Origin of the sequence: Streptomyces sp. BB1-1-1 (assembly GCF_031597775.1) — a bacterium.
In the GTDB taxonomy this organism is placed as follows: Bacteria; Actinomycetota; Actinomycetes; order Streptomycetales; family Streptomycetaceae; genus Streptomyces; species Streptomyces thinghirensis.
In genome coordinates this window covers 1,205,593-1,223,174 of record NZ_CP134203.1, presented here as the reverse complement: position 1 = coordinate 1,223,174, position 17,582 = coordinate 1,205,593, and the positions used below count along the sequence as shown (strand labels likewise).

Genomic DNA, 17,582 nt, shown 5'->3' with positions numbered 1-17,582 from the left:
GCCGCCTTTCACGGTTCGCGGGCAGGGCGAAGCGGGCCGTGCCCGGCCAGGGGGTTGGAGGGACACCAAGCCGCCCTGCGCGGAGGGAATCGTGGCGGTGGTGTTGGGCCGATCATAGGGGGTTCCACGCCTCCGGACGCAAAGCGCGTCACACGGATGCACGGGCGGTGCCACGGGGCGGCCGGGACGCCCGGGTCCGGCGTGGGCGAGCCGCCCTTGTGACCGGGGCCCGCGATGTGATCTCGTGGCGTCGAACGGGCGTCCGGAAGGGGTGGGGGATGACGGCGACGGACGGTGGCCCGGGACGGCTGTGGGCCATCAGCGACCTGCACATCGGCTACGCGGAGAACCGCGCCCTGGTCGAGAGGATGCGTCCCGAGTCCGACGACGACTGGCTCCTGGTGGCCGGCGACGTGGCGGAGACCGTCTCCGACATCCGCTGGGCCCTCGGCACCCTCGCGGACCGCTTCCGCCGGGTCGTCTGGGCCCCCGGCAACCACGAGCTGTGGACGCATCCCAAGGACACCGTCACCCTCCGTGGCGTCGCCCGCTACGAGCACCTCGTCGAGACGTGCCGCGAGCTGGGCGTGACGACACCCGAGGACCCGTACCCCGTGTGGGAGGGGTCCGGCGGCCCGGCGGTCGTCGCGCCGCTGTTCCTGCTCTACGACTACTCGTTCCTGCCCGCCGGATCGGCGACCAAGGACGAGGGACTGGCGTACGCCCACGGCACCGGCGTCGTGTGCAACGACGAGTTCCTGCTGCACCCCGACCCCTACCCCAGCCGTGACGCCTGGTGCCGGGCGCGGGTCGCCGAGACCGAGCGCAGGCTCGCCGCGCTCCCCGCGGACCTGCCGACGATCCTCGTCAACCACTATCCGCTGGACCGGCACCCCACCGACGTCCTCTGGTACCCCGAGTTCGCCATGTGGTGCGGCACCCGGCTGACCGCCGACTGGCATCGCAGGTTCCGGGTCGACACCATGGTCTACGGGCATCTGCACATCCCGCGGACCACCTGGCACGAGGGCGTCCGGTTCGAGGAGGTGTCGGTGGGCTACCCCCGCGAATGGCGCAAGCGGACCGGGCCACCGGGAGCGCTGCGCCGCATCCTGCCGTCGCCGGCGCGAGAGGAGGTGGCCCGGTGATCGAGGAGCTGCTGCCCGACACGGTCGTCACCGTGGAGACCCACGGCCAGGACGACGCCGGGCACCTTCCCCTCTACCCGGAGGAGGAGGCGCTCGTGGCCCGGGCGGTCGCCAAGCGCCGCCGGGAGTTCACCCTCGTCCGGTCCTGCGCCCGCCGGGCCATGGAGAAGCTCGGCGTGCCCGCGCAGCCCGTGCCGACCGGCGAACGCGGTGCGCCGCGCTGGCCCGCCGGGCTGGTCGGCAGCATGACCCACTGCGACGGCTACTGCGCCGCCGCGCTGGTCCGCGCCACCGACCTGGCCTCACTCGGCATCGACGCCGAACCCGACGGGCCGCTCCCGGACGGCGTCCTGCCCACCGTGTCCCTGCCCGCGGAGGCGGAGCGGTTGCGCCGGCTGGCCGAGGAGCGTCCCGGCGTCCACTGGGACCGGCTGCTGTTCAGTGCCAAGGAGTCCGTCTACAAGGCGTGGTTCCCGCTCACCGGGGAGTGGCTGGACTTCATGGAGGCGGACATCGAGATCTCCGTGAATCCCGGCGACCCGCGCCGCGGCACCCTGCGCGCCACCCTCCTGGTACCGGGACCGACCGTGGGCGGCCGGCGGCTGACCCACTTCGACGGCCGCTGGACCGCCGGGCACGGGCTGGTCGCCACGGCGGTCACGGTCCCGCACACCTGAGCCTTCCGCCGCGCCGCCCGCACTCCCCGGGGTCCGCCCCGCCCGTCCGCCTCGCGCGCGGCTCGGTCCGGCGCCGCGTCAGGGTCGCGGGCACCAGCTCCGCAGCAGCCGGAAGAACTCCTCCTCATTGCCGGCCAGCCCAGCGGCCTCCAGCGCCTGCTCCGCCTCGGCCAGCACGGAGGGCGGGACGACGGGCGGACGAGGGGCGTCGGCCGGTCCCGCCGCGGTGTCGAAACCGGCGCGCACCGTGTGCAGCAGCCGCAGGTAGGCCTGAACGGCGGTGCGCTCGTGGTCGGTCAGTACGGCGGTGGTGGTGGTCATCGGTCGGCTCTCCCCACAACGACGTCAGCGGTCACGCGCCCCCGCACGGCGGCGGCACACTCCCAGCTTGCCGCCCACCACTGACAATCCCGCCGAGCCGCGCCCCGTACGCCGCTCATCATGGGCCGATCGAGCCATCAGCCCAGGTAGCCGAGCGACGCCCCTATCCGCCCCGCCAGGTGGTCCCGCTGCACCGGCCCGCGCAGAGCCGAACCGTCCAGCCACGTCCGGCACTTGCTGGCCAGCAGCAGCCCGAAGGCCTCCGCCTCCTTCTCGTCGGCGAGGTCGAAGCGGGAACGCGCGGCGATCGTGCGCACGGTGGCGCGCAGTACCTCCTCGTCCCGGGCCGCGCCGTCGGCGTCCAGCAGCCGGGCTGCGACCGTGGCCCCCTCGACGTGGTGCCCGCAGTGCCCGGCCTTCATGTGCCACAGCTCGTGGCCCAGGATGACCAACTGGTGGTCGGGCGCGGTGCGTTCCTCGACGACGACCAGGTCCTGGTCGGCCATGTCGAGCCACAGGCCGCTGGCCGTCCCGGGCGGGAAGGCGGCCATGCGGAACAGCACCGGACGGCCCCGCCGCCTGCTCATCGCCTCGCACAGCGCCGCGTACAACTCGGTGGGCCGCGCCGGGGCGGGGAGCGTCAGCTCCTCGATCAACTCGCCGCACAGGCGGCGCATCTCCCTACCGATGCCCACGTCTCTCCCCAGGCTCACGACTCGGGCCGCTTGACGCTTTCCAGGAGCATGTCCAGCCATTCGGCGACCTTGTCGCGGTGCTGGTCGGTGGGCAGTTGGGCGGCCCGCCAGGCGATGCCGCGGACGCCGTGGTCCTGCAGCAGCCGCTCCAGGGGGTCGCCGGCGGCGGCCGCCGCCTTCCGTTCCCGGTCGGCGAGCTGCTGGAGCAGTTCCTGCTCGGTGTGCTGGAGGGCGCCCGCGAGCGCCTCGGGGTCCTCGGCGGTGAGGAATCCGGCGTGTACCCGGAAGAAGCGCTGGATGGCGTCGCAGTGCTCCATGGTGGGCCGCCGGTCGCCGTTGATGAGGGCGCCCGCCTGCTGCCGGGACATGCCGGCGCCGTCGGCGATCTCCTGCTGGGTGTACTTGCGTCCGTTCGGTTTCAGCCGGGTGCGGCGCAGCAGGTCGAGACGCTGCACGAACCGGGCCTGCACATCGGGCTCGCCCGCCGGCCGGCCGCTCAGCAGGGCGCCCGCCACGGACTCGGGGACGCCGGAGGCGGCGGACAGGCGGCCGACGTCGAAGACCTCGGCGGCGGACACGCCGAGCCGGTCCGCGAGCGCGGTGACGCGGGCGACGACGGCGGACAGCACGGCCGTCGGCATGGCACCCGGACCCTCGAAGCCACCCGTCACCGACAGCTCTCCTACGTCTCTCACAGGCCTCACAGGCTTCTCACAAGCGGTTGCCGTGAACTTCCCGGAGAGTAGCCTGCCGCTCGAACTCACATCCAGGTCTCGCCACAACTGTGGCCTATTTCAGCCGTCAACAGGCAAGAAATGCCACGATAGTTGACACGCCTCGCGTCGGGGCACCAGGATCGGGACGCCGCGAGAAGGCCGCATAGGCAAGAGGGGTGACCTCCCGATGGCATTTCAGGCAGGAGGGCAGCGGCCGGCGCCGCGGCCCGTCCCCACGACCCCCGACGCCCAGGCGTACCTCCAGGACTACACCGCGCTCCTGGAGGCCGTGTCCTTCCCCTCCCTCGTCGTCGACCACCGCTGGGACGTGGTGCTGACCAACGGCGCCTTCCGGACACTCTTCCGGGGTGCCGGACCGCATCCGACGGCCATGCCGGGCGACAACTTCCTCAGATTCGTCCTGTTCCACCCCGACGCCTCCGCGGTCCTCGGGGAGCACGAGTCGAGCTGGTGCCTGCCCATGCTGGCGCACCTGGCCGGCGCCCTGGAGCGGAACGGCCACGACAACGGCCTGCAGGCCGTCCGCCGCGACATCGCCCAGGACCCGATCATGGAGGCCGCCTACCGCCAGGGCCTGCCGCACTGGATCCGTGCCGTCGGCGCGGAGGCCGTCGAACTCGACGGCGCCGTACGGCCGCTGCACCACCCCGACCCGCGCTGGGGCGCCACCGAGTGCCGGGTCGTGGTCGAAACGTGCAAGGCGCTGGAGGAGTTGGGCTACACCCGGCTGACGCTGGTCCTGCGCGAACCCCGCCGCGCCCCGCACCGCCCCGCGCGCCCCCGCCGCGCCGCCGCCCATCTGAGAGTGGTCCCCGCCCCCGAGTGATCCACCGCGCGAGCGGGCTCCGCCCTGTTCCCAGTCAGTGTGCTGTGTGACATAGTACTGGCGTGAGTACGCCGCTGACCTGCGATGTCGTAGTGGTCGGGGCCGGAATGGTGGGCGCGGCCTGTGCGCTGTACGCCGCCCGTGCCGGGCTCGACGTGACAGTGGTGGACCGTGGTCCGGTGGCCGGCGGCACCACCGGAGCGGGGGAGGGCAACCTCCTCGTCTCCGACAAGGAACCCGGACCCGAGCTGGAACTCGCCCTGCTGTCCACCCGCTTGTGGACCGCGCTGGCCGGCGAACTGGGCCACGCCGTCGAGTACGAGGCCAAGGGCGGCGTCGTCGTCGCGGAGACCCCCGAGTCACTGGCCGGCCTGGAGGCCTTCGCCGCCGGCCAGCGGACGGCCGGGGTGCAGGCGGTGGGCGTCCCGGTGGACCGGCTGCACGACCTCGAACCCCGTCTCGCCCCCGGCCTGGCGGGCGCCGTGCACTATCCGCAGGACGCCCAGGTCATGCCCGCCCTGGCCGCCGCCCACCTGCTGCGGGCGTCGGGGGCCCGACTGCACAGCGGCCGGACGGTGACCGGCATCCTGCGCGGCCCCGACGGGGCCGTGCGCGGAGTACGCACGGACCGCGGCGACCTGCACGCCCCGGCCGTCGTCAACGCGGCCGGACCGTGGGGCGGCGAACTGGCCGCCCTGGCCGGCGTACGGCTGCCGGTCCTGCCCAGACGCGGCTACGTCCTGGTCACCGAACCACTGCCGCCCCGCGTACGCCACAAGGTGTACGCCGCGGACTACGTCGCCGACGTCGCCAGCGACTCGGCCGTCCTGCAGACCTCCCCGGTCGTGGAGGGCACCGCCGCCGGGCCGGTCCTCATCGGTGCCAGCCGCGAACGGGTCGGCTTCGACCGGTCGGTGTCCCTTCCGGCGCTGCGGGCGCTGGCGGCGGGCGCGACCCGGCTGTTCCCCTTCCTCGCGCGGGTACGGGCGCTGCGGGCGTACGCCGGGTTCCGGCCGTATCTGCCCGATCACCTCCCGGCGATCGGCCCCGACCCGAGGGCGCCAGGTCTCCTCCACGCCTGCGGGCACGAGGGCGCCGGCATCGGCCTGTCCACCGGCACCGGACACCTGATCGCCCAACTGCTGAGCGGTGAGCGGCCCGCCCTGGACCTCACCGCGTTCCGCCCCGACCGCTTTCCCGAGGAGGCCCGGTGAACCCGCTCCGGCTGGTCCGGGCCCGGCCGGCGCCCGCCTTCACGGTGACCGTCGACGGGCGGACGATCGAGGCGCTGCCCGGCCGGACGGTCGCCGCCGCGCTGTGGGCGGCCGGCGTCACCTCCTGGCGCACCACCCGGGACACGGGCCGTCCGCGCGGGGTGTTCTGCGGGATCGGCGTGTGTTTCGACTGCCTCGTCACCGTCAACGGCCGCCCCAACCAGCGCGCCTGCCTGGTCCCCGTACACCCGGGCGACGTGATCCGCACCCAGGAGGGGACCGGCCATGAGGACTGACCTCGCGGTGATCGGGGCCGGACCGGCCGGGCTCGCGGCGGCGCTGGCGGCGGCCGCCCACGGGGTGCGGGTCACGGTCGTGGACGCGGCCGACCGGCCGGGCGGGCAGTTCTTCCGGCAGCCCGCCGCCGAGCTGGACGCCCGGCGACCACGGGCCCTGCACCACCGATGGCGCACCTGGGAGCGGCTGCGGGACGGGCTCGCCGCCAGTGACGTACGCGTCCTGACGGACCATCACGTGTGGTTCGTCGAGGAGCGGTCCGGCGCCTTCACCGTGCACGCGCTGCTCGGACCGGGGCAGGACGAGCCGGTCGCCGTACCCGCGGACGCGGTGCTGCTCGCCACCGGCGGCTACGAGCACGTCCTGCCCTTCCCCGGCTGGACCCTGCCCGGCGTACTCACCGCCGGGGGCGCCCAGGCCATGCTCAAGGGCGGGCTGGTGGTGCCCGGACGGGCCGTCGTCGTCGCCGGCACCGGGCCGCTGCTGCTGCCCGTGGCGACCGGGCTCGCGGCGGCCGGGGCGCGGGTGGCGGCGCTCGTGGAGTCCGCCGACCCGAGGCAGGTCGCCCGCCATGCCCGCGCCCTGGCCGGGAAGCTCCCCGAGGGCGCCGGATACGCCGCCCGGCTCCTGCGCCACCGCGTCCGTCCGCTCACCCGGCACACCGTCGTCCGCGCCCACGGCGACGACCGGCTGACCGGAGTCACCGTCGCCGCCCTCGACGCCGACGGACGCGTCCGGCGCGGCACCGGGCGGTACATCCCCTGCGACACGCTGGCCGTCGGCCACGGCATGCTCCCGCACACCGACCTCGCCGACGGTCTCGGCTGCCGCCTGGACGGACCGGCCGTGGCCGTCGACGCCGAGCAGCGCACGAGCGTCCCCGGCGTCTGGGCGGCCGGGGAGTCCACCGGCGTCGGCGGCGCCGCCCTCGCGCTCGCCGAGGGGCACATCGCCGGGCGCTCGGTCGCCGCCCGACTGCGGGGCACCGGGCCCGGACCGGCCGGACGGACGCCCGCCGAGCGGACCCGCGAGACGCTGCGGACCTCCGCCGAGGCCCTCGCCGCCGCCTTCGCCCCGCCCGCCCACTGGACCGACCAGGTCACCGACGACACCCTCATCTGCCGCTGCGAGGAGGTCACCGCCGGTGCCGTCCGGGAGGCCGTCGACGGACTCGGCGCGGGGGACGTGCGCACCGTGAAGCTGCTCACCCGGGCCGGGATGGGCTGGTGCCAGGGGCGGATGTGCGCCACCGCCGTCGCCGGCCTCACCGGATGCGAAGCCACCCCTTCCCGGCGGCCGTTCGCCCGCCCCGTACCCCTCGGCGTGCTCGCCCGGCCAGAACCGGAACAGCCGGAACAGCCGGAACAGCCCGAGCCGGAACAGCCCGAGAGAGGATCCTCATGACCGACCACCGCCCCTGGCGCGGCGTCCTCGTCGCCACCGCACTCCCGCTGAACGACGACCTCTCCGTCGACCACGACGCCTACGCGGACCACTGCGCCTGGCTGGTGGCGAACGGCTGCGACGGTGTCGTGCCCAACGGCTCCCTCGGCGAGTACCAGGTGCTCACTCCCGAGGAACGCACCCGGGTCGTCGAAACCGCCGTCGCCGCCGTCGGCGGGGAGCGGGTCATGCCCGGCGTCGCGGCCTACGGGTCCACCGAGGCCCGCGGCTGGGCCGAGCAGGCACGGGAGGCCGGCTGCGGCGCGGTGATGCTGCTGCCGCCCAACGCCTACCGCGCCGACGAACGTTCCGTCCTCGCCCACTACGCCGAGGTCGCGAAGGCGGGCCTGCCGGTCGTCGCGTACAACAACCCCATCGACACCAAGGTCGACCTGGTGCCGGAACTGCTCGCCCGGCTGCACGGGGAGGGACACATCCAGGGCGTCAAGGAGTTCTCCGGCGACGTCCGCCGCGCCTACCGCATCGCGGAACTCGCCCCGGAACTGGACCTGCTGGCCGGCGCCGACGACGTCCTGCTGGAGCTGGCGCTCGCGGGGGCGAAGGGCTGGATCGCCGGATACCCCAACGCACTGCCCGCCGCCTGCGTCGAGCTGTACCGCGCCGCCGTAGCCGGTGACCTGTCCACGGCCGGCCGGCTGTACCGGCAACTGCACCCGCTGTTGCGCTGGGACTCGAAGGTCGAGTTCGTGCAGGCGATCAAGGTCTCCATGGACCTCGCCGGACGGCACGGCGGCGCCTGCCGCCCGCCGCGTGTGCCGCTGCTGCCCGAACAGGAGGCCGCCGTCCGCGCCGCCACCGAGAAGGCCCTCGCGGCCGGACTGGCGTAGGGGTACGACCATGCGCAGCACACTCGTCCTGCACGCCGTCGACTCCCACACCGAGGGCATGCCCACCCGAGTGGTCACCGGCGGCATCGGCACCATCCCCGGCGCGACCATGAACGAGCGGCGGCTGTACTTCCGCGAACACCGCGACGACGTCAAGCGGTTGCTGATGAACGAACCGCGCGGCCACGCCGCCATGAGCGGCGCGATCCTCCAGCCGCCCACCCGGGCCGACTGCGACTGGGGCGTCGTCTACATCGAGGTCTCCGGCTACCTCCCCATGTGCGGACACGGCACGATCGGCGTGGCAACGGTCCTCGTGGAGACCGGCATGGTCGAGGTCGTGGAACCCGTCACCACCATCCGCCTCGACACCCCCGCCGGAGTCGTGGTCGCCGAGGTGGCGGTGGAGGGCGGCGCGGCCAGGGCGGTGACCCTGCGCAACGTGCCCTCCTTCGCCGTCGGCCTCGACCGCGAGGTGACCCTGCCCGACGGCCGGACGGTGACGTACGACCTCGCCTACGGCGGCAACTTCTACGCGATTCTGCCGCTGGAGCGGCTGGGGCTGCCCTTCGACCGGTCCCGCAAGGACGACATCCTCGCCGCCGGCCTCTCCCTGATGGCGGCCATCGACGAGGTCGAGGAGCCGGTACACCCGGAGGACTCCTCCATCCGCGGCTGCCACCATGTCCAGGTGACCGCACCCGACGCGACCGCCCGCCACTCCCGGCACGCCATGGTGATCCACCCCGGCTGGTTCGACCGCTCGCCCTGCGGCACCGGCACCAGTGCCCGCATGGCCCAGCTGCACGCCCGTGGTGAACTCCCCCTGCACACCGAGTTCGTGAACGAGTCCTTCATCGGCACCCGGTTCACCGGCCGGCTGCTCGGCACGACCGAGGCCGGGGGCCTGCCCGCCGTGCTGCCCAGTTTCACCGGCCGCGCGTGGATCACCGGCACCGCGCAGTACCTGCTCGATCCCGAGGACCCCTTCCCCGCGGGGTTCGTGCTGTGAGTGCTGTGAACTCGAACGCCACCGGTCCCGTCCTGCCCGTCCTCGGCAGCAGGAAGCCCAGTCACCGCGAGCGGGTCGCCGAGGCGCTGCGCGCCGCCCTCATCGCGGGCGAACTGCGCCCCGGCGAGGTCTACTCGGCCCCCGGCCTCGCCGCCCGCTTCGGCGTCTCCGCCACCCCCGTGCGCGAGGCGATGCTCGACCTCGCCAAGGAAGGGCTGGTCGACACCGTTCCCAACAAGGGATTCCGGGTCACCGCCGTCTCCGACCGGCAACTCGACGAGTACACCCACATCCGGTCGCTCATCGAGATCCCGACCACCGCCGGGCTCGCCACCACCGCCGACGCCGTCGCGCTGGAGGCCCTGCGCCCGGTGGCCGAGGAGATCGTCACCTCGGCCGCGGCCGGTGACCTCATCGCGTACGTCGAGGCCGACCTGCGCTTCCACTTGGGGCTGCTGGCGCTGGCCGGCAACGCCCACCTGGTGGAGGTCGTACGCGACCTGCGTCGTCGCTCCCGGCTGTACGGCCTGACGGCGCTGGTGGAGCAGGGGAGGCTGCGGGCGTCGGCCGAGGAGCACCTGGAGATCCTCGACGCGCTGCTCGCCCGCGACGAGGAGGGGGTCCGCGGGGTGATGAGGCGGCACCTGGGACACGTCCGCGGGCTGTGGGCGGCCCCGGGTCAGTGAGGCGGCGGCGCGTCCGTCTCGACCGGCTGCGCCGCCCCGCGCTTCGCCGCCTGGATCTGCTCGTACACATGGGTCCGCAGCTCGGCGAAGCGCGGGGCCACCCGCGTGTGCACCTGGTCCCGCTCGCCCGGCAGGTCGACCTCGAGCTGCTCCCGCACGACCGTGGGGGAGGCGGACAGCACGATCACGCGTTCGCCCAGGTAGAGGGCCTCGTCGATGTCGTGGGTGACGAACAGGACGGTGATCGCGCGTTCCCGCCACAGCCGCCGTACCAGATCCTCCAGGTCCGCGCGGGTCTGCGCGTCCACCGCCGCGAACGGCTCGTCCATCAGGAGCACTTCGGGCTCGTACGCCAGCGCCCGCGCGATGGCGACCCGCTGCTGCATGCCCCCGGACAACTGCCAGGGATACGCCCCGGCGGCGTCCGCGAGACCGACCGAGGCGAGGGCGTCCGTGACCAGCTCCCGGCGCCGCGCCTTGCCCAGGTCCTTCTGTTTCAGGGGCAGTTCGACGTTCTCGCCGACCCGCATCCACGGGAAGAGGCTGCGCCCGTACTCCTGGAAGACGAACGCCATGCCGGGCGGCGGACCGGCCACCTTCCGCCCGGCCAGGAGCACCTCGCCGGCCGTCGGTTCCAGCAGCCCGCCCACGCACTTCAGCAGCGTCGTCTTGCCGCAGCCCGACGGGCCGACCAGGCAGACCAGTTCCCCGGCCGCCACGGAGAAGGTCAGGTCGCGCACCGCCTCGACGCGCCGCCCCGATCCCTCGTACACCTTCTTCAGGCCGCGTACGTCGAGCATGGACCGCCCTTTCGGAAGCTTCACCCAGGCCGCCGGGCGGCGGCGCGCAGGCCGTGGTACCAGCCGAGCGCCCGCCGCTCGACCAGCTGGAACAGGACCGAGAGCACGAAACCGAGCAGGCCGAGCAGCAGGATGCCGGTCCACATGTCGGGGATCGCGAACGAGCGCTGGAACTGCACGATGGTGAAACCGAGGCCGTTGCTGGCGGCGAACATCTCGCTGATCACCATCAGGATGATGCCGATCGACAACGCCTGGCGCAGACCCGCGAAGATCTGCGGGCTCGCCGAGCGCAGCACCACGTGCCGCAGCCACGCGACACCCGTGATGCCGTAGGAGCGGGCCGTCTCGGCCATCACCGCGTCGACCGCCCGGACCCCCTCGACCGTGTTGAGCAGCACCGGCCACACACAGCCGGCCGCGATCACGACGATCTTCATGGTGTCGCCGATGCCCGCGAACAGCATGATCACCGGCACCAGCACCGGCGGCGGCACCGCCCGCAGGAACTCCAGCACCGGCTCGCACACCGCCCGCACCCGCCGGTAGGAGCCGATGAGCGTGCCGAGCGCGACACCGGCGACGGCCGCGAGCGCGTAGCCCGCCGCGAGCCTGAGCACGCTGGGCAGCACGTCACCGCGCCACCGGTCGGCGGTCCACACGTCCGGGAAGGTCTCCAGGATCGTGCCGAGCGGCGGCCAGTACACGTCCTCGCTGCCGGCCGACGACACCCACCAGACGGCCACCAGCACGGCGGGCAGCGCGAGCGCGAACACCAGTCGCAGCAGTACCCGCCTCACACCGCCACCTCCCCGCGTACCGACTGGTGCCAGGCCAGCGCCCGTCGCTCCACCGACCGGGCCCCGACGTTGATCAACAGCCCGAGCAGACCGGCGACGACGATCAGCGCGTACATCTCGGGCACGGCCTGCGAGGTCTGCGCGACGGCGATCCGGGCGCCCAGCCCCGGCGCGCCGATGACGAGTTCGGCGGTGATGGCGAGGATCAACGCGACGGCCGCCGCCAGCCGCACCCCCGTCATGACGTACGGCAGCGCGGTCGGCCACAGCACGTGCCGGACCCGCGCCCAAGTGCCCAGACCGTACGACCGCGCCGTCTCCTCGGCGACCGGGTCGACGTCCTGGACGCCGTACAGGACCTGGATCAGCATCTGCCAGAAGGCGGCGTACACGACCAGGAGCAGCACCGACCGCAGTTCGGTGCCGTACATCAGCACCGCCAGCGGGATCAGCGCGACCGACGGGATCGGGCGCAGGAACTCGATCGTGGACGCCGTCGCCTCGCGCAAGTACGGCACCACCGACAGGAGCACCCCGACGACGATTCCGGCGCCGACCGCGAGGGCCAGGCCCAGCGCCCAGCCGGTGAGCGTGTCGCCGAGCGCGGTCCAGAAGGCGCCGTCCGCGACCTCCGTGCCGAGCGCGTCGGCGATGCGGCTGGTCGGCGGGAAGTACTCGTCCTCGACCAGGCCGAGGCGCGGTACCGCCTCGCCGAGGGCGAGGAAGACCGCGAGGCCGGTCGCGCCCAGCGCGGCGTTCGCCCCCTTCACGGCAGCAGCGCGTCCAGGTCGGGGAACCGGTCGAACAGGCCGTCCTCGTAACCGAGTTTGCCCAGCGCATGGAGGGAGGAGCGGTTCGGTTCGGTCGGCCACTTCGGCAGGGTCACCTTCGCCAGCACGTCCGGCGGGATCTTCGTGTACGTGGTGACGATCTCGCGGACCTCGTCGGGGTGGGCGTCGGCGTACGCGAGGGACTCGGCGGTGGCCTCCTGGAACTTCTTCACCACCTCCGGGTTCTCCTGCGCGTACCGGGTGGAGGTGAAGTACATGGCGACCGTCAGATCCGGATGGATGTCGACCATGGGGGAGGCGATCTCCCGGCCGCCCTGGCTCTTGATGGTGGCCAGTGCCGGTTCCACCACCATCGCCGCGTCGATCCGCCCGCCGTCGAGCGCGGCCGGCATCTGGTCGAAGGCCAGCTCGACGAAGTCCACCTTGTCGGGGTCGCCGCCCGCGGCGCCGACCGAGGCCCGTACCGCGGTCTCGTTGATGTTCTTCAGCGTGTTGATGGCGACCTTCTTGCCCTCCAGCTCCTTCGCCGACTTGATCGGGCTGTCGCCCTTGACGGTGAGCGCCTCGAAGTCCTTGCCCACGACGCCGGTCGAGGCGATGCCGTTGGCCACCGCCTTGACGGGCACGTTGTTCGACTGGGCGATCATCAACGACGTCATGTTGCTGAAGCCGAACTCGAACTGGCCGCTGACCACGCCGGGCACGATCGCCGCCCCGCCCTGCGCGCCGGCGAAGGACAGCTTCAACCCGCGCTCGTCGAAGAAGCCCTTCTTCTGCCCCAGGTACAGGGGCGCGACGTCGACGATGGGGATGAGGCCCACCTTGACCGTGGTGGTGCCGCCGGACGACCCGGCGTCGCCCGACCCTCCGGAATCGGACGAGCCGCAAGCCGTCGCGGCGGTCAGGACGGACACGGCCGTGAGGCCGACGAACAGACGACGCATGACTCCCCCTGTGGGACCGGACCAGGTGCTCCGACAGGCTGTGCGCAGACAGCACGAACGTGCTCAGCGGGAACGTAGGGCCGGTGCGGAGGCCAGGTCAATGCCCGCGTCGATATGGGCCGTTGAGGATTCAACCTGGGGTCGTTGACAGTGCGGGACGCGCACTCGTAGCGTGCGCACTGCGTACGGTCGTTCGTGCCGCACGCCCTGCCGTGAGGCTCTTGCCGGAGGCCAGATGCCCGATGCAGCCCGCGCACCGCACTTCGTCAGGTCCTTCGAACGGGGCCTCGCCGTCATCCGGGCCTTCGACGCCGACCACCCGGCGCTGACCCTGAGCGAGGTCGCCCGCGCCGCGGAACTCACCCGCGCGGCGGCCCGCCGCTTCCTGCTCACCCTGGCGGATCTCGGCTACGTTCACACCGACGGTCGGCTCTTCCGGCTCACTCCGCGCGTGCTGGAGCTGGGCTACTCCTATCTGGCCGGCTTCACGCTGCCGCAGATCGCCGAACCGCACCTGGAGCGACTCGTCGCGCAGGTACGGGAGTCTTCCTCGCTGTGCGTCCTGGACGGCGACGACGTCGTGTACGTCGCACGCGTCCCGACCAGTCGCATCATGACCGCGTCGATCACCGTGGGCACCCGCTTCCCGGCACACCTCACCTCGGTGGGCCGGGTGATCCTCGCCGATCTGCCGGACGCCGAGATCGAGACCCGGATCGCCCGCGCCGACCTGCGTCCGCACACCGCCCGCACCCTCACCTCGGCGGACGCCCTGCGCGCGGAACTGCGCCGGGTGCGCCGCCAGGGCTACGCGCTCGTCGACCAGGAACTCGAGGACGGGCTCAGGTCCGTCGCCGCGCCGGTGCGGGACCGGGACGGCGAGGCGGTGGCCGGCGTGAACATCGCGGTGCACGCCGGCCGCAACTCCGTGGAGTCCGTACGCCGGGACCTGCTGCCGCACCTGCTGGCGACCGTCGCCCGGATCGACGCCGACCTCCGGATCACCGGTCAGGCGCTCACAGGTCCAGCACGAGCCGCCGGCCACGGCAGCGGGACACACAGATGAGCATCGTCTCCCCGGCGGCCCGCTCCTCGTCGGTGAGCACCGAGTCCCGGTGGTCCGGCTCGCCCTCGACGACGTCGGTCTCGCAGGTGCCGCAGGTGCCCTCCGTACAGGAGAAGAGCACCTCGACGCCGGCGGCCCGGACGGCGTCCAGGACGGAGACGCCCGGCGGGACGGCGACCGTGCGCCCGCTGCGCGCGAGTACGGCCTCGAACTCCGTGTCCGGGCTCCCCGCCCCCGCCTCCTTCGGACGGAACCGCTCCAGGCGCAGGATCCCGGCCGGGCAGCGCGCCTCGACGGCGTCCAGCAGCGGCGCCGGCCCGCAGCAGTAGACGAGGGTGTCCTCGGGGATGTCGTCGAGTACGGAGGCGAGGTCCAGCAGCCCCGACTCGTCCTCCGGGGCGATCGTGACCCGGTCGCCGTACCGCTCCAACTCCGCGGTGAACGCCATGGTGTTCCGTGTCCGCCCGCCGTAGAGCAGGCGCCACTCGGCGCCCGCCTCCTCGACGGCGGCCAGCATGGGCAGGATCGGGGTGATGCCGATACCGCCCGCGACGAAGCGGTAGTGGGGGGCCGGCTCCAGCCGGAAGTGGTTGCGCGGTCCTCGTACCCGGACCTTGTCGCCGACCCGCAACTCACCGTGCACGTGGGCCGACCCTCCCCGCCCCGCGGCCTCGCGCAACACGGCGATCCGCCACACCGTCCGGTCGGCCGGGTCGCCGCACAGCGAGTACTGCCGCTCCAGCTCCGGCGCGAGGACGACATCGATGTGGGCGCCGGGCTCCCAGACGGGCAGCGGTTCGCCGAGCGGGTGACGCAGGGCGAGGGTGAGCACGCCGTCGGCCGCGGTCTCCCGGCGGTCGACGACGAGTTCGGCTTCGTAGAGGGTCATGAGTCGCTTCCCCGGTGTTTCTCCTGCGGGTGTCCGTCCGGGTGTCCCTGCGGGTGGGCGAGCATCCAGTCCCACATCGTGACGGGGTCATCGGCGGTGTGCTCGGCGCCGCAGTGGCAGGTGCCGTGCAGTACGTCGGTGCCCGGCAGCCAGTCGATGCGGTAGACCTCGCCGGTGCGCCCGCTCATCGGGCCGCCCGTTCGGCGGGCCTGTCGCCCTCCTCGACCAGCCGGGCGAGGATGCGGCGGGCCGCCAGGCCGCCGGTGTCGATGTTGATGCTCAGCTCCTGGTAGCCGGTGCGCTCGGTGCCGAGCGTGCGCTGGAGCAGGTTGAGCGCGTCGACGTCCTGCATGACGACCGTGTGGTTGTTCTTCCGCAGGAACTCGGTGACCTCGGCGTCGTCCGTCGCCCAGTCCCGCGAGACCGCCCAGAAGTCGTACACCTTGCCGTCGCCGGACGGCGTGATGGCGTAGGTGATCTCGGTGTGGAAGCCGTTCGGATCGCTGCCGTCCGCCTCCGGCACCACACCGGTCGGTGCGACCCGGCTGTGCAGCAGGTACAGGCACGGCGCGTGGTACTCGATGTCCTGCCACCGCGAGATTCGCCCGCTGATACCGGTCGACCTGGCGTAGAACGGCGGGCACTCGGCGTCGTCCATGTGCCGGCTGACCCGGACGATCCCGGCGCCCTCGTCGACCTCCGTGGTGATCGGCGTCTCGGCGACCTCGGGCGTGCCGATGTAACCGCCGTGCAGATACGTCTCGTGGGAGAGGTCGAGGAGGTTGTCGACCAGCAGTCCGTAGTCGGCGTCGATCGGCTCCATGCCCCGGACCGTGACCCAGCCGGGGGAGTCCAGGTGGCGGGCGCGCGGCACGGTCCCGGTGTCGGCCAGCGCCGGGTCCCCGATCCACACCCACACCAGGGAGTCCTGCTCGATTACCGGGTAGGAGGCGACGCGGGCGGTGCGCGGGACGCGCTTCTGGCCCGGCACGTACACGCAGGTGCCCGTCGTGTCGTACGTGAACCCGTGGTACCCGCACACGATCCGGTCGCCGTCCAGCCGCGTCGGCGCCTCGGAGAGCGGGTAGCGGCGGTGCACGCAGCGGTCGTGCAGGACCACCGGCGTCCCGTCCCCCTCGGTGCGGTAGAGGACGAGCGGCTCACCGAGCAGTGTGCGTCCCAGCAACTCGCGGCCGACCTCGTGGCTGTAGGCGGCGACGTACCACTGGTTCCTGGCGAAGGCGGTCATGTGCGGCATCGTTGCGGCTCCCGTCCGTCGTGGGTGGTGGCATCGTCCGGGAGGGCGTCACGGGTGGCAACGCTTCTTCCGCCTCACGGAAGGCGGCGTCGCGGGGACTGTCGGTGGGTGCCTCTAGTCTTTCGCCAACGTCACAGCGGGGCGGGCCGGTTGGGCCCGCCGGACATGCTGTGCCGGATCCCGGATCCCGGATGTGGAAGAGGCGAGGAAGCGATGGGTTGGCTGGCAGCGGGCGACACATATGAAGTCGCTCTGGTGGACGGCCGGGTGGTGGCCCGGTCCGCGTCGGGCCCACCCCCGGCCGGGCAGGAGGGGAAGCGGGTAAGAGCCCTGCCCGCGGAGATACGGGACCGGCCCGAAGTCGTCGAACTCCAGCGCTTCGCCGAGTGGCTGGACCGGCACGCGGCCGAGTGCGCGGCACAGGTCGGCAACTGGATGGTGTCCTCGCTGCCGGTGCCGACCGCTCTGCTGGCCCGGGTCTGGCCCGACGAGGCATGGCGGGCGGCGCTCCGCGACATCGTTATCGTCGGTGACGGTCCCGATGGCGGTGACACCCCCGGGGAGGCCGGCTTCCTGCGCGACGTGGACGACTCGGGCGTACTGCGGGTGGTGAACCTGGACGGTGAGACCGTCCGCCTGGCAGCCCGGACGGTGACCATGCCGCACCCGGTCCTCCTCCCCGACCTGGCGGAACTCCGGACCTTCGCGGCCGAGTCGGGCGTGGTCCAGGGCGTCGAGCAGATCCACCGGGCCACCTGGCGCAAACCCGCCGGGACCGGCGGCGGAACCGACAGGGTCACCGAGTTCGCCGACGCCGAGTACCGCTCCTGGTTCCACCTCTCCTCCCGCGCCACGTCCCTCGGCTACAAGATCTCCGGCGGCAGCATCGTCGACAGGATCCGGGACGCCGGGCGCGTCATCACCGCCACGGTCGGCATGAGCGATCCCTACACCGAGGACAAGGCCTGGACCGGCAGCCTGTCCTGGAGCGACGGGGACGGGCACCGGTGTCTCCCGCTGACCGAGGTCGGCCCCGTGGCCTGGTCCGAGGGCATGCGCATGGCCGCGGCCCTGCACGCCGGCCGCACCGTGACCACGGACGGCACCGAGTGAACGGCAGCGGTACGCAC

At 73.0% G+C, this 17,582-nt stretch carries 21 protein-coding genes; 11 read left to right on the top strand and 10 right to left on the bottom strand.

Features of this window, described 5'->3' with window-relative positions; genetic code table 11:
• Window positions 1–278 precede the first annotated feature (278 nt).
• Complete coding sequence (locus tag RI578_RS05580; RefSeq protein ID WP_310870019.1) at window positions 279–1,148, top strand: metallophosphoesterase; 870 nt, start codon at window positions 279–281, stop codon at window positions 1,146–1,148.
• Window positions 1,145–1,825: a 4'-phosphopantetheinyl transferase superfamily protein gene (locus tag RI578_RS05575; protein ID WP_310870018.1), complete on the top strand. Its 681-nt coding sequence runs from the start codon at window positions 1,145–1,147 to the stop codon at window positions 1,823–1,825. The genes RI578_RS05580 and RI578_RS05575 overlap by 4 nt, the downstream gene beginning before the upstream one ends.
• Window positions 1,826–1,903: 78 nt before the next feature.
• On the opposite strand, the gene RI578_RS05570 is transcribed toward RI578_RS05575, so the two are convergent.
• From RI578_RS05570 to RI578_RS05560, 3 genes are all read right to left on the bottom strand, one after another.
• On the bottom strand, window positions 1,904–2,146 hold the full coding sequence (locus RI578_RS05570) for a hypothetical protein (RefSeq protein ID WP_310870017.1): 243 nt from the start codon (window positions 2,144–2,146) through the stop codon (window positions 1,904–1,906).
• Window positions 2,147–2,283: 137 nt separating this feature from the next.
• Entirely contained in the window at window positions 2,284–2,823 is a 540-nt protein-coding gene (locus RI578_RS05565; RefSeq protein WP_310875676.1) for a toxin-antitoxin system, toxin component, read from the bottom strand.
• Between the two features lie 32 nt (window positions 2,824–2,855).
• A complete protein-coding gene (locus RI578_RS05560) occupies window positions 2,856–3,512 on the bottom strand; it encodes a helix-turn-helix transcriptional regulator (RefSeq protein WP_310875675.1) in 657 nt (218 codons plus the stop codon).
• 232 nt (window positions 3,513–3,744) lie between these two features.
• On the opposite strand from RI578_RS05560, the gene RI578_RS05555 reads away from it, so the two are divergent.
• From RI578_RS05555 to RI578_RS05525, 7 genes are all read left to right on the top strand, one after another.
• On the top strand, window positions 3,745–4,404 hold the full coding sequence (locus tag RI578_RS05555) for a hypothetical protein (protein WP_310870016.1): 660 nt from the start codon (window positions 3,745–3,747) through the stop codon (window positions 4,402–4,404).
• 62 nt (window positions 4,405–4,466) lie between these two features.
• Window positions 4,467–5,618 (top strand): FAD-binding oxidoreductase, encoded by a 1,152-nt coding sequence (locus RI578_RS05550; RefSeq protein WP_310870015.1) that lies wholly within the window; start codon window positions 4,467–4,469, stop codon window positions 5,616–5,618.
• Window positions 5,615–5,914 carry a (2Fe-2S)-binding protein gene (locus RI578_RS05545; protein ID WP_310870014.1) on the top strand — a complete coding sequence of 100 codons (300 nt, stop codon included), beginning with the start codon at window positions 5,615–5,617 and terminating at the stop codon, window positions 5,912–5,914. The genes RI578_RS05550 and RI578_RS05545 overlap by 4 nt, the downstream gene beginning before the upstream one ends.
• A complete protein-coding gene (locus RI578_RS05540; protein ID WP_310870013.1) occupies window positions 5,904–7,319 on the top strand; it encodes an FAD-dependent oxidoreductase in 1,416 nt (471 codons plus the stop codon). Before RI578_RS05545 ends, RI578_RS05540 begins: the two co-directional genes overlap by 11 nt.
• A complete protein-coding gene (locus RI578_RS05535) occupies window positions 7,316–8,206 on the top strand; it encodes a dihydrodipicolinate synthase family protein (protein ID WP_310870012.1) in 891 nt (296 codons plus the stop codon). The genes RI578_RS05540 and RI578_RS05535 overlap by 4 nt, the downstream gene beginning before the upstream one ends.
• Before the next feature lie 10 nt (window positions 8,207–8,216).
• Window positions 8,217–9,218, top strand: coding sequence for a proline racemase family protein (locus tag RI578_RS05530; RefSeq protein ID WP_310870011.1), 1,002 nt, complete (start codon window positions 8,217–8,219; stop codon window positions 9,216–9,218).
• The gene (locus RI578_RS05525) at window positions 9,215–9,904 is read left to right on the top strand and encodes a GntR family transcriptional regulator (protein ID WP_399059520.1); all 690 of its coding nucleotides are present in this window, start codon (window positions 9,215–9,217) and stop codon (window positions 9,902–9,904) included. Before RI578_RS05530 ends, RI578_RS05525 begins: the two co-directional genes overlap by 4 nt.
• Here RI578_RS05525 and RI578_RS05520 read toward each other — a convergent pair.
• Genes RI578_RS05520 through RI578_RS05505 form a run of 4 tightly spaced genes read right to left on the bottom strand, consistent with a single transcriptional unit; the run spans window position 9,898 to window position 13,239 of the window.
• Window positions 9,898–10,704: an ABC transporter ATP-binding protein gene (locus tag RI578_RS05520; protein WP_310870010.1), complete on the bottom strand. Its 807-nt coding sequence runs from the start codon at window positions 10,702–10,704 to the stop codon at window positions 9,898–9,900. The genes RI578_RS05525 and RI578_RS05520 overlap by 7 nt on opposite strands.
• A 20-nt stretch (window positions 10,705–10,724) precedes the next feature.
• On the bottom strand, window positions 10,725–11,504 hold the full coding sequence (locus tag RI578_RS05515) for an ABC transporter permease subunit (protein ID WP_310870009.1): 780 nt from the start codon (window positions 11,502–11,504) through the stop codon (window positions 10,725–10,727).
• On the bottom strand, window positions 11,501–12,274 hold the full coding sequence (locus tag RI578_RS05510) for an ABC transporter permease (RefSeq protein WP_310870008.1): 774 nt from the start codon (window positions 12,272–12,274) through the stop codon (window positions 11,501–11,503). The genes RI578_RS05515 and RI578_RS05510 overlap by 4 nt, the downstream gene beginning before the upstream one ends.
• Window positions 12,271–13,239, bottom strand: a complete 969-nt coding sequence (locus RI578_RS05505) for an ABC transporter substrate-binding protein (RefSeq protein WP_310870007.1) — start codon at window positions 13,237–13,239, stop codon at window positions 12,271–12,273. Before RI578_RS05505 ends, RI578_RS05510 begins: the two co-directional genes overlap by 4 nt.
• A gap of 235 nt (window positions 13,240–13,474) precedes the next feature.
• On the opposite strand from RI578_RS05505, the gene RI578_RS05500 reads away from it, so the two are divergent.
• Window positions 13,475–14,305 (top strand): IclR family transcriptional regulator C-terminal domain-containing protein, encoded by an 831-nt coding sequence (locus RI578_RS05500; protein ID WP_310870006.1) that lies wholly within the window; start codon window positions 13,475–13,477, stop codon window positions 14,303–14,305.
• Here RI578_RS05500 and RI578_RS05495 read toward each other — a convergent pair.
• The 3 genes from RI578_RS05495 to RI578_RS05485 are packed head-to-tail and all read right to left on the bottom strand — an operon-like array spanning window position 14,256 to window position 16,452.
• A complete protein-coding gene (locus tag RI578_RS05495; RefSeq protein ID WP_310870005.1) occupies window positions 14,256–15,194 on the bottom strand; it encodes a PDR/VanB family oxidoreductase in 939 nt (312 codons plus the stop codon). The genes RI578_RS05500 and RI578_RS05495 overlap by 50 nt on opposite strands.
• The gene (locus RI578_RS05490) at window positions 15,191–15,382 is read right to left on the bottom strand and encodes a hypothetical protein (protein WP_310870004.1); all 192 of its coding nucleotides are present in this window, start codon (window positions 15,380–15,382) and stop codon (window positions 15,191–15,193) included. The genes RI578_RS05495 and RI578_RS05490 overlap by 4 nt, the downstream gene beginning before the upstream one ends.
• Entirely contained in the window at window positions 15,379–16,452 is a 1,074-nt protein-coding gene (locus tag RI578_RS05485; RefSeq protein ID WP_310870003.1) for an aromatic ring-hydroxylating dioxygenase subunit alpha, read from the bottom strand. The genes RI578_RS05490 and RI578_RS05485 overlap by 4 nt, the downstream gene beginning before the upstream one ends.
• Window positions 16,453–16,665: 213 nt before the next feature.
• On the opposite strand from RI578_RS05485, the gene RI578_RS05480 reads away from it, so the two are divergent.
• The gene (locus tag RI578_RS05480; protein ID WP_310870002.1) at window positions 16,666–17,565 is read left to right on the top strand and encodes a DUF4132 domain-containing protein; all 900 of its coding nucleotides are present in this window, start codon (window positions 16,666–16,668) and stop codon (window positions 17,563–17,565) included.
• Window positions 17,566–17,582: the final 17 nt, after the last annotated feature.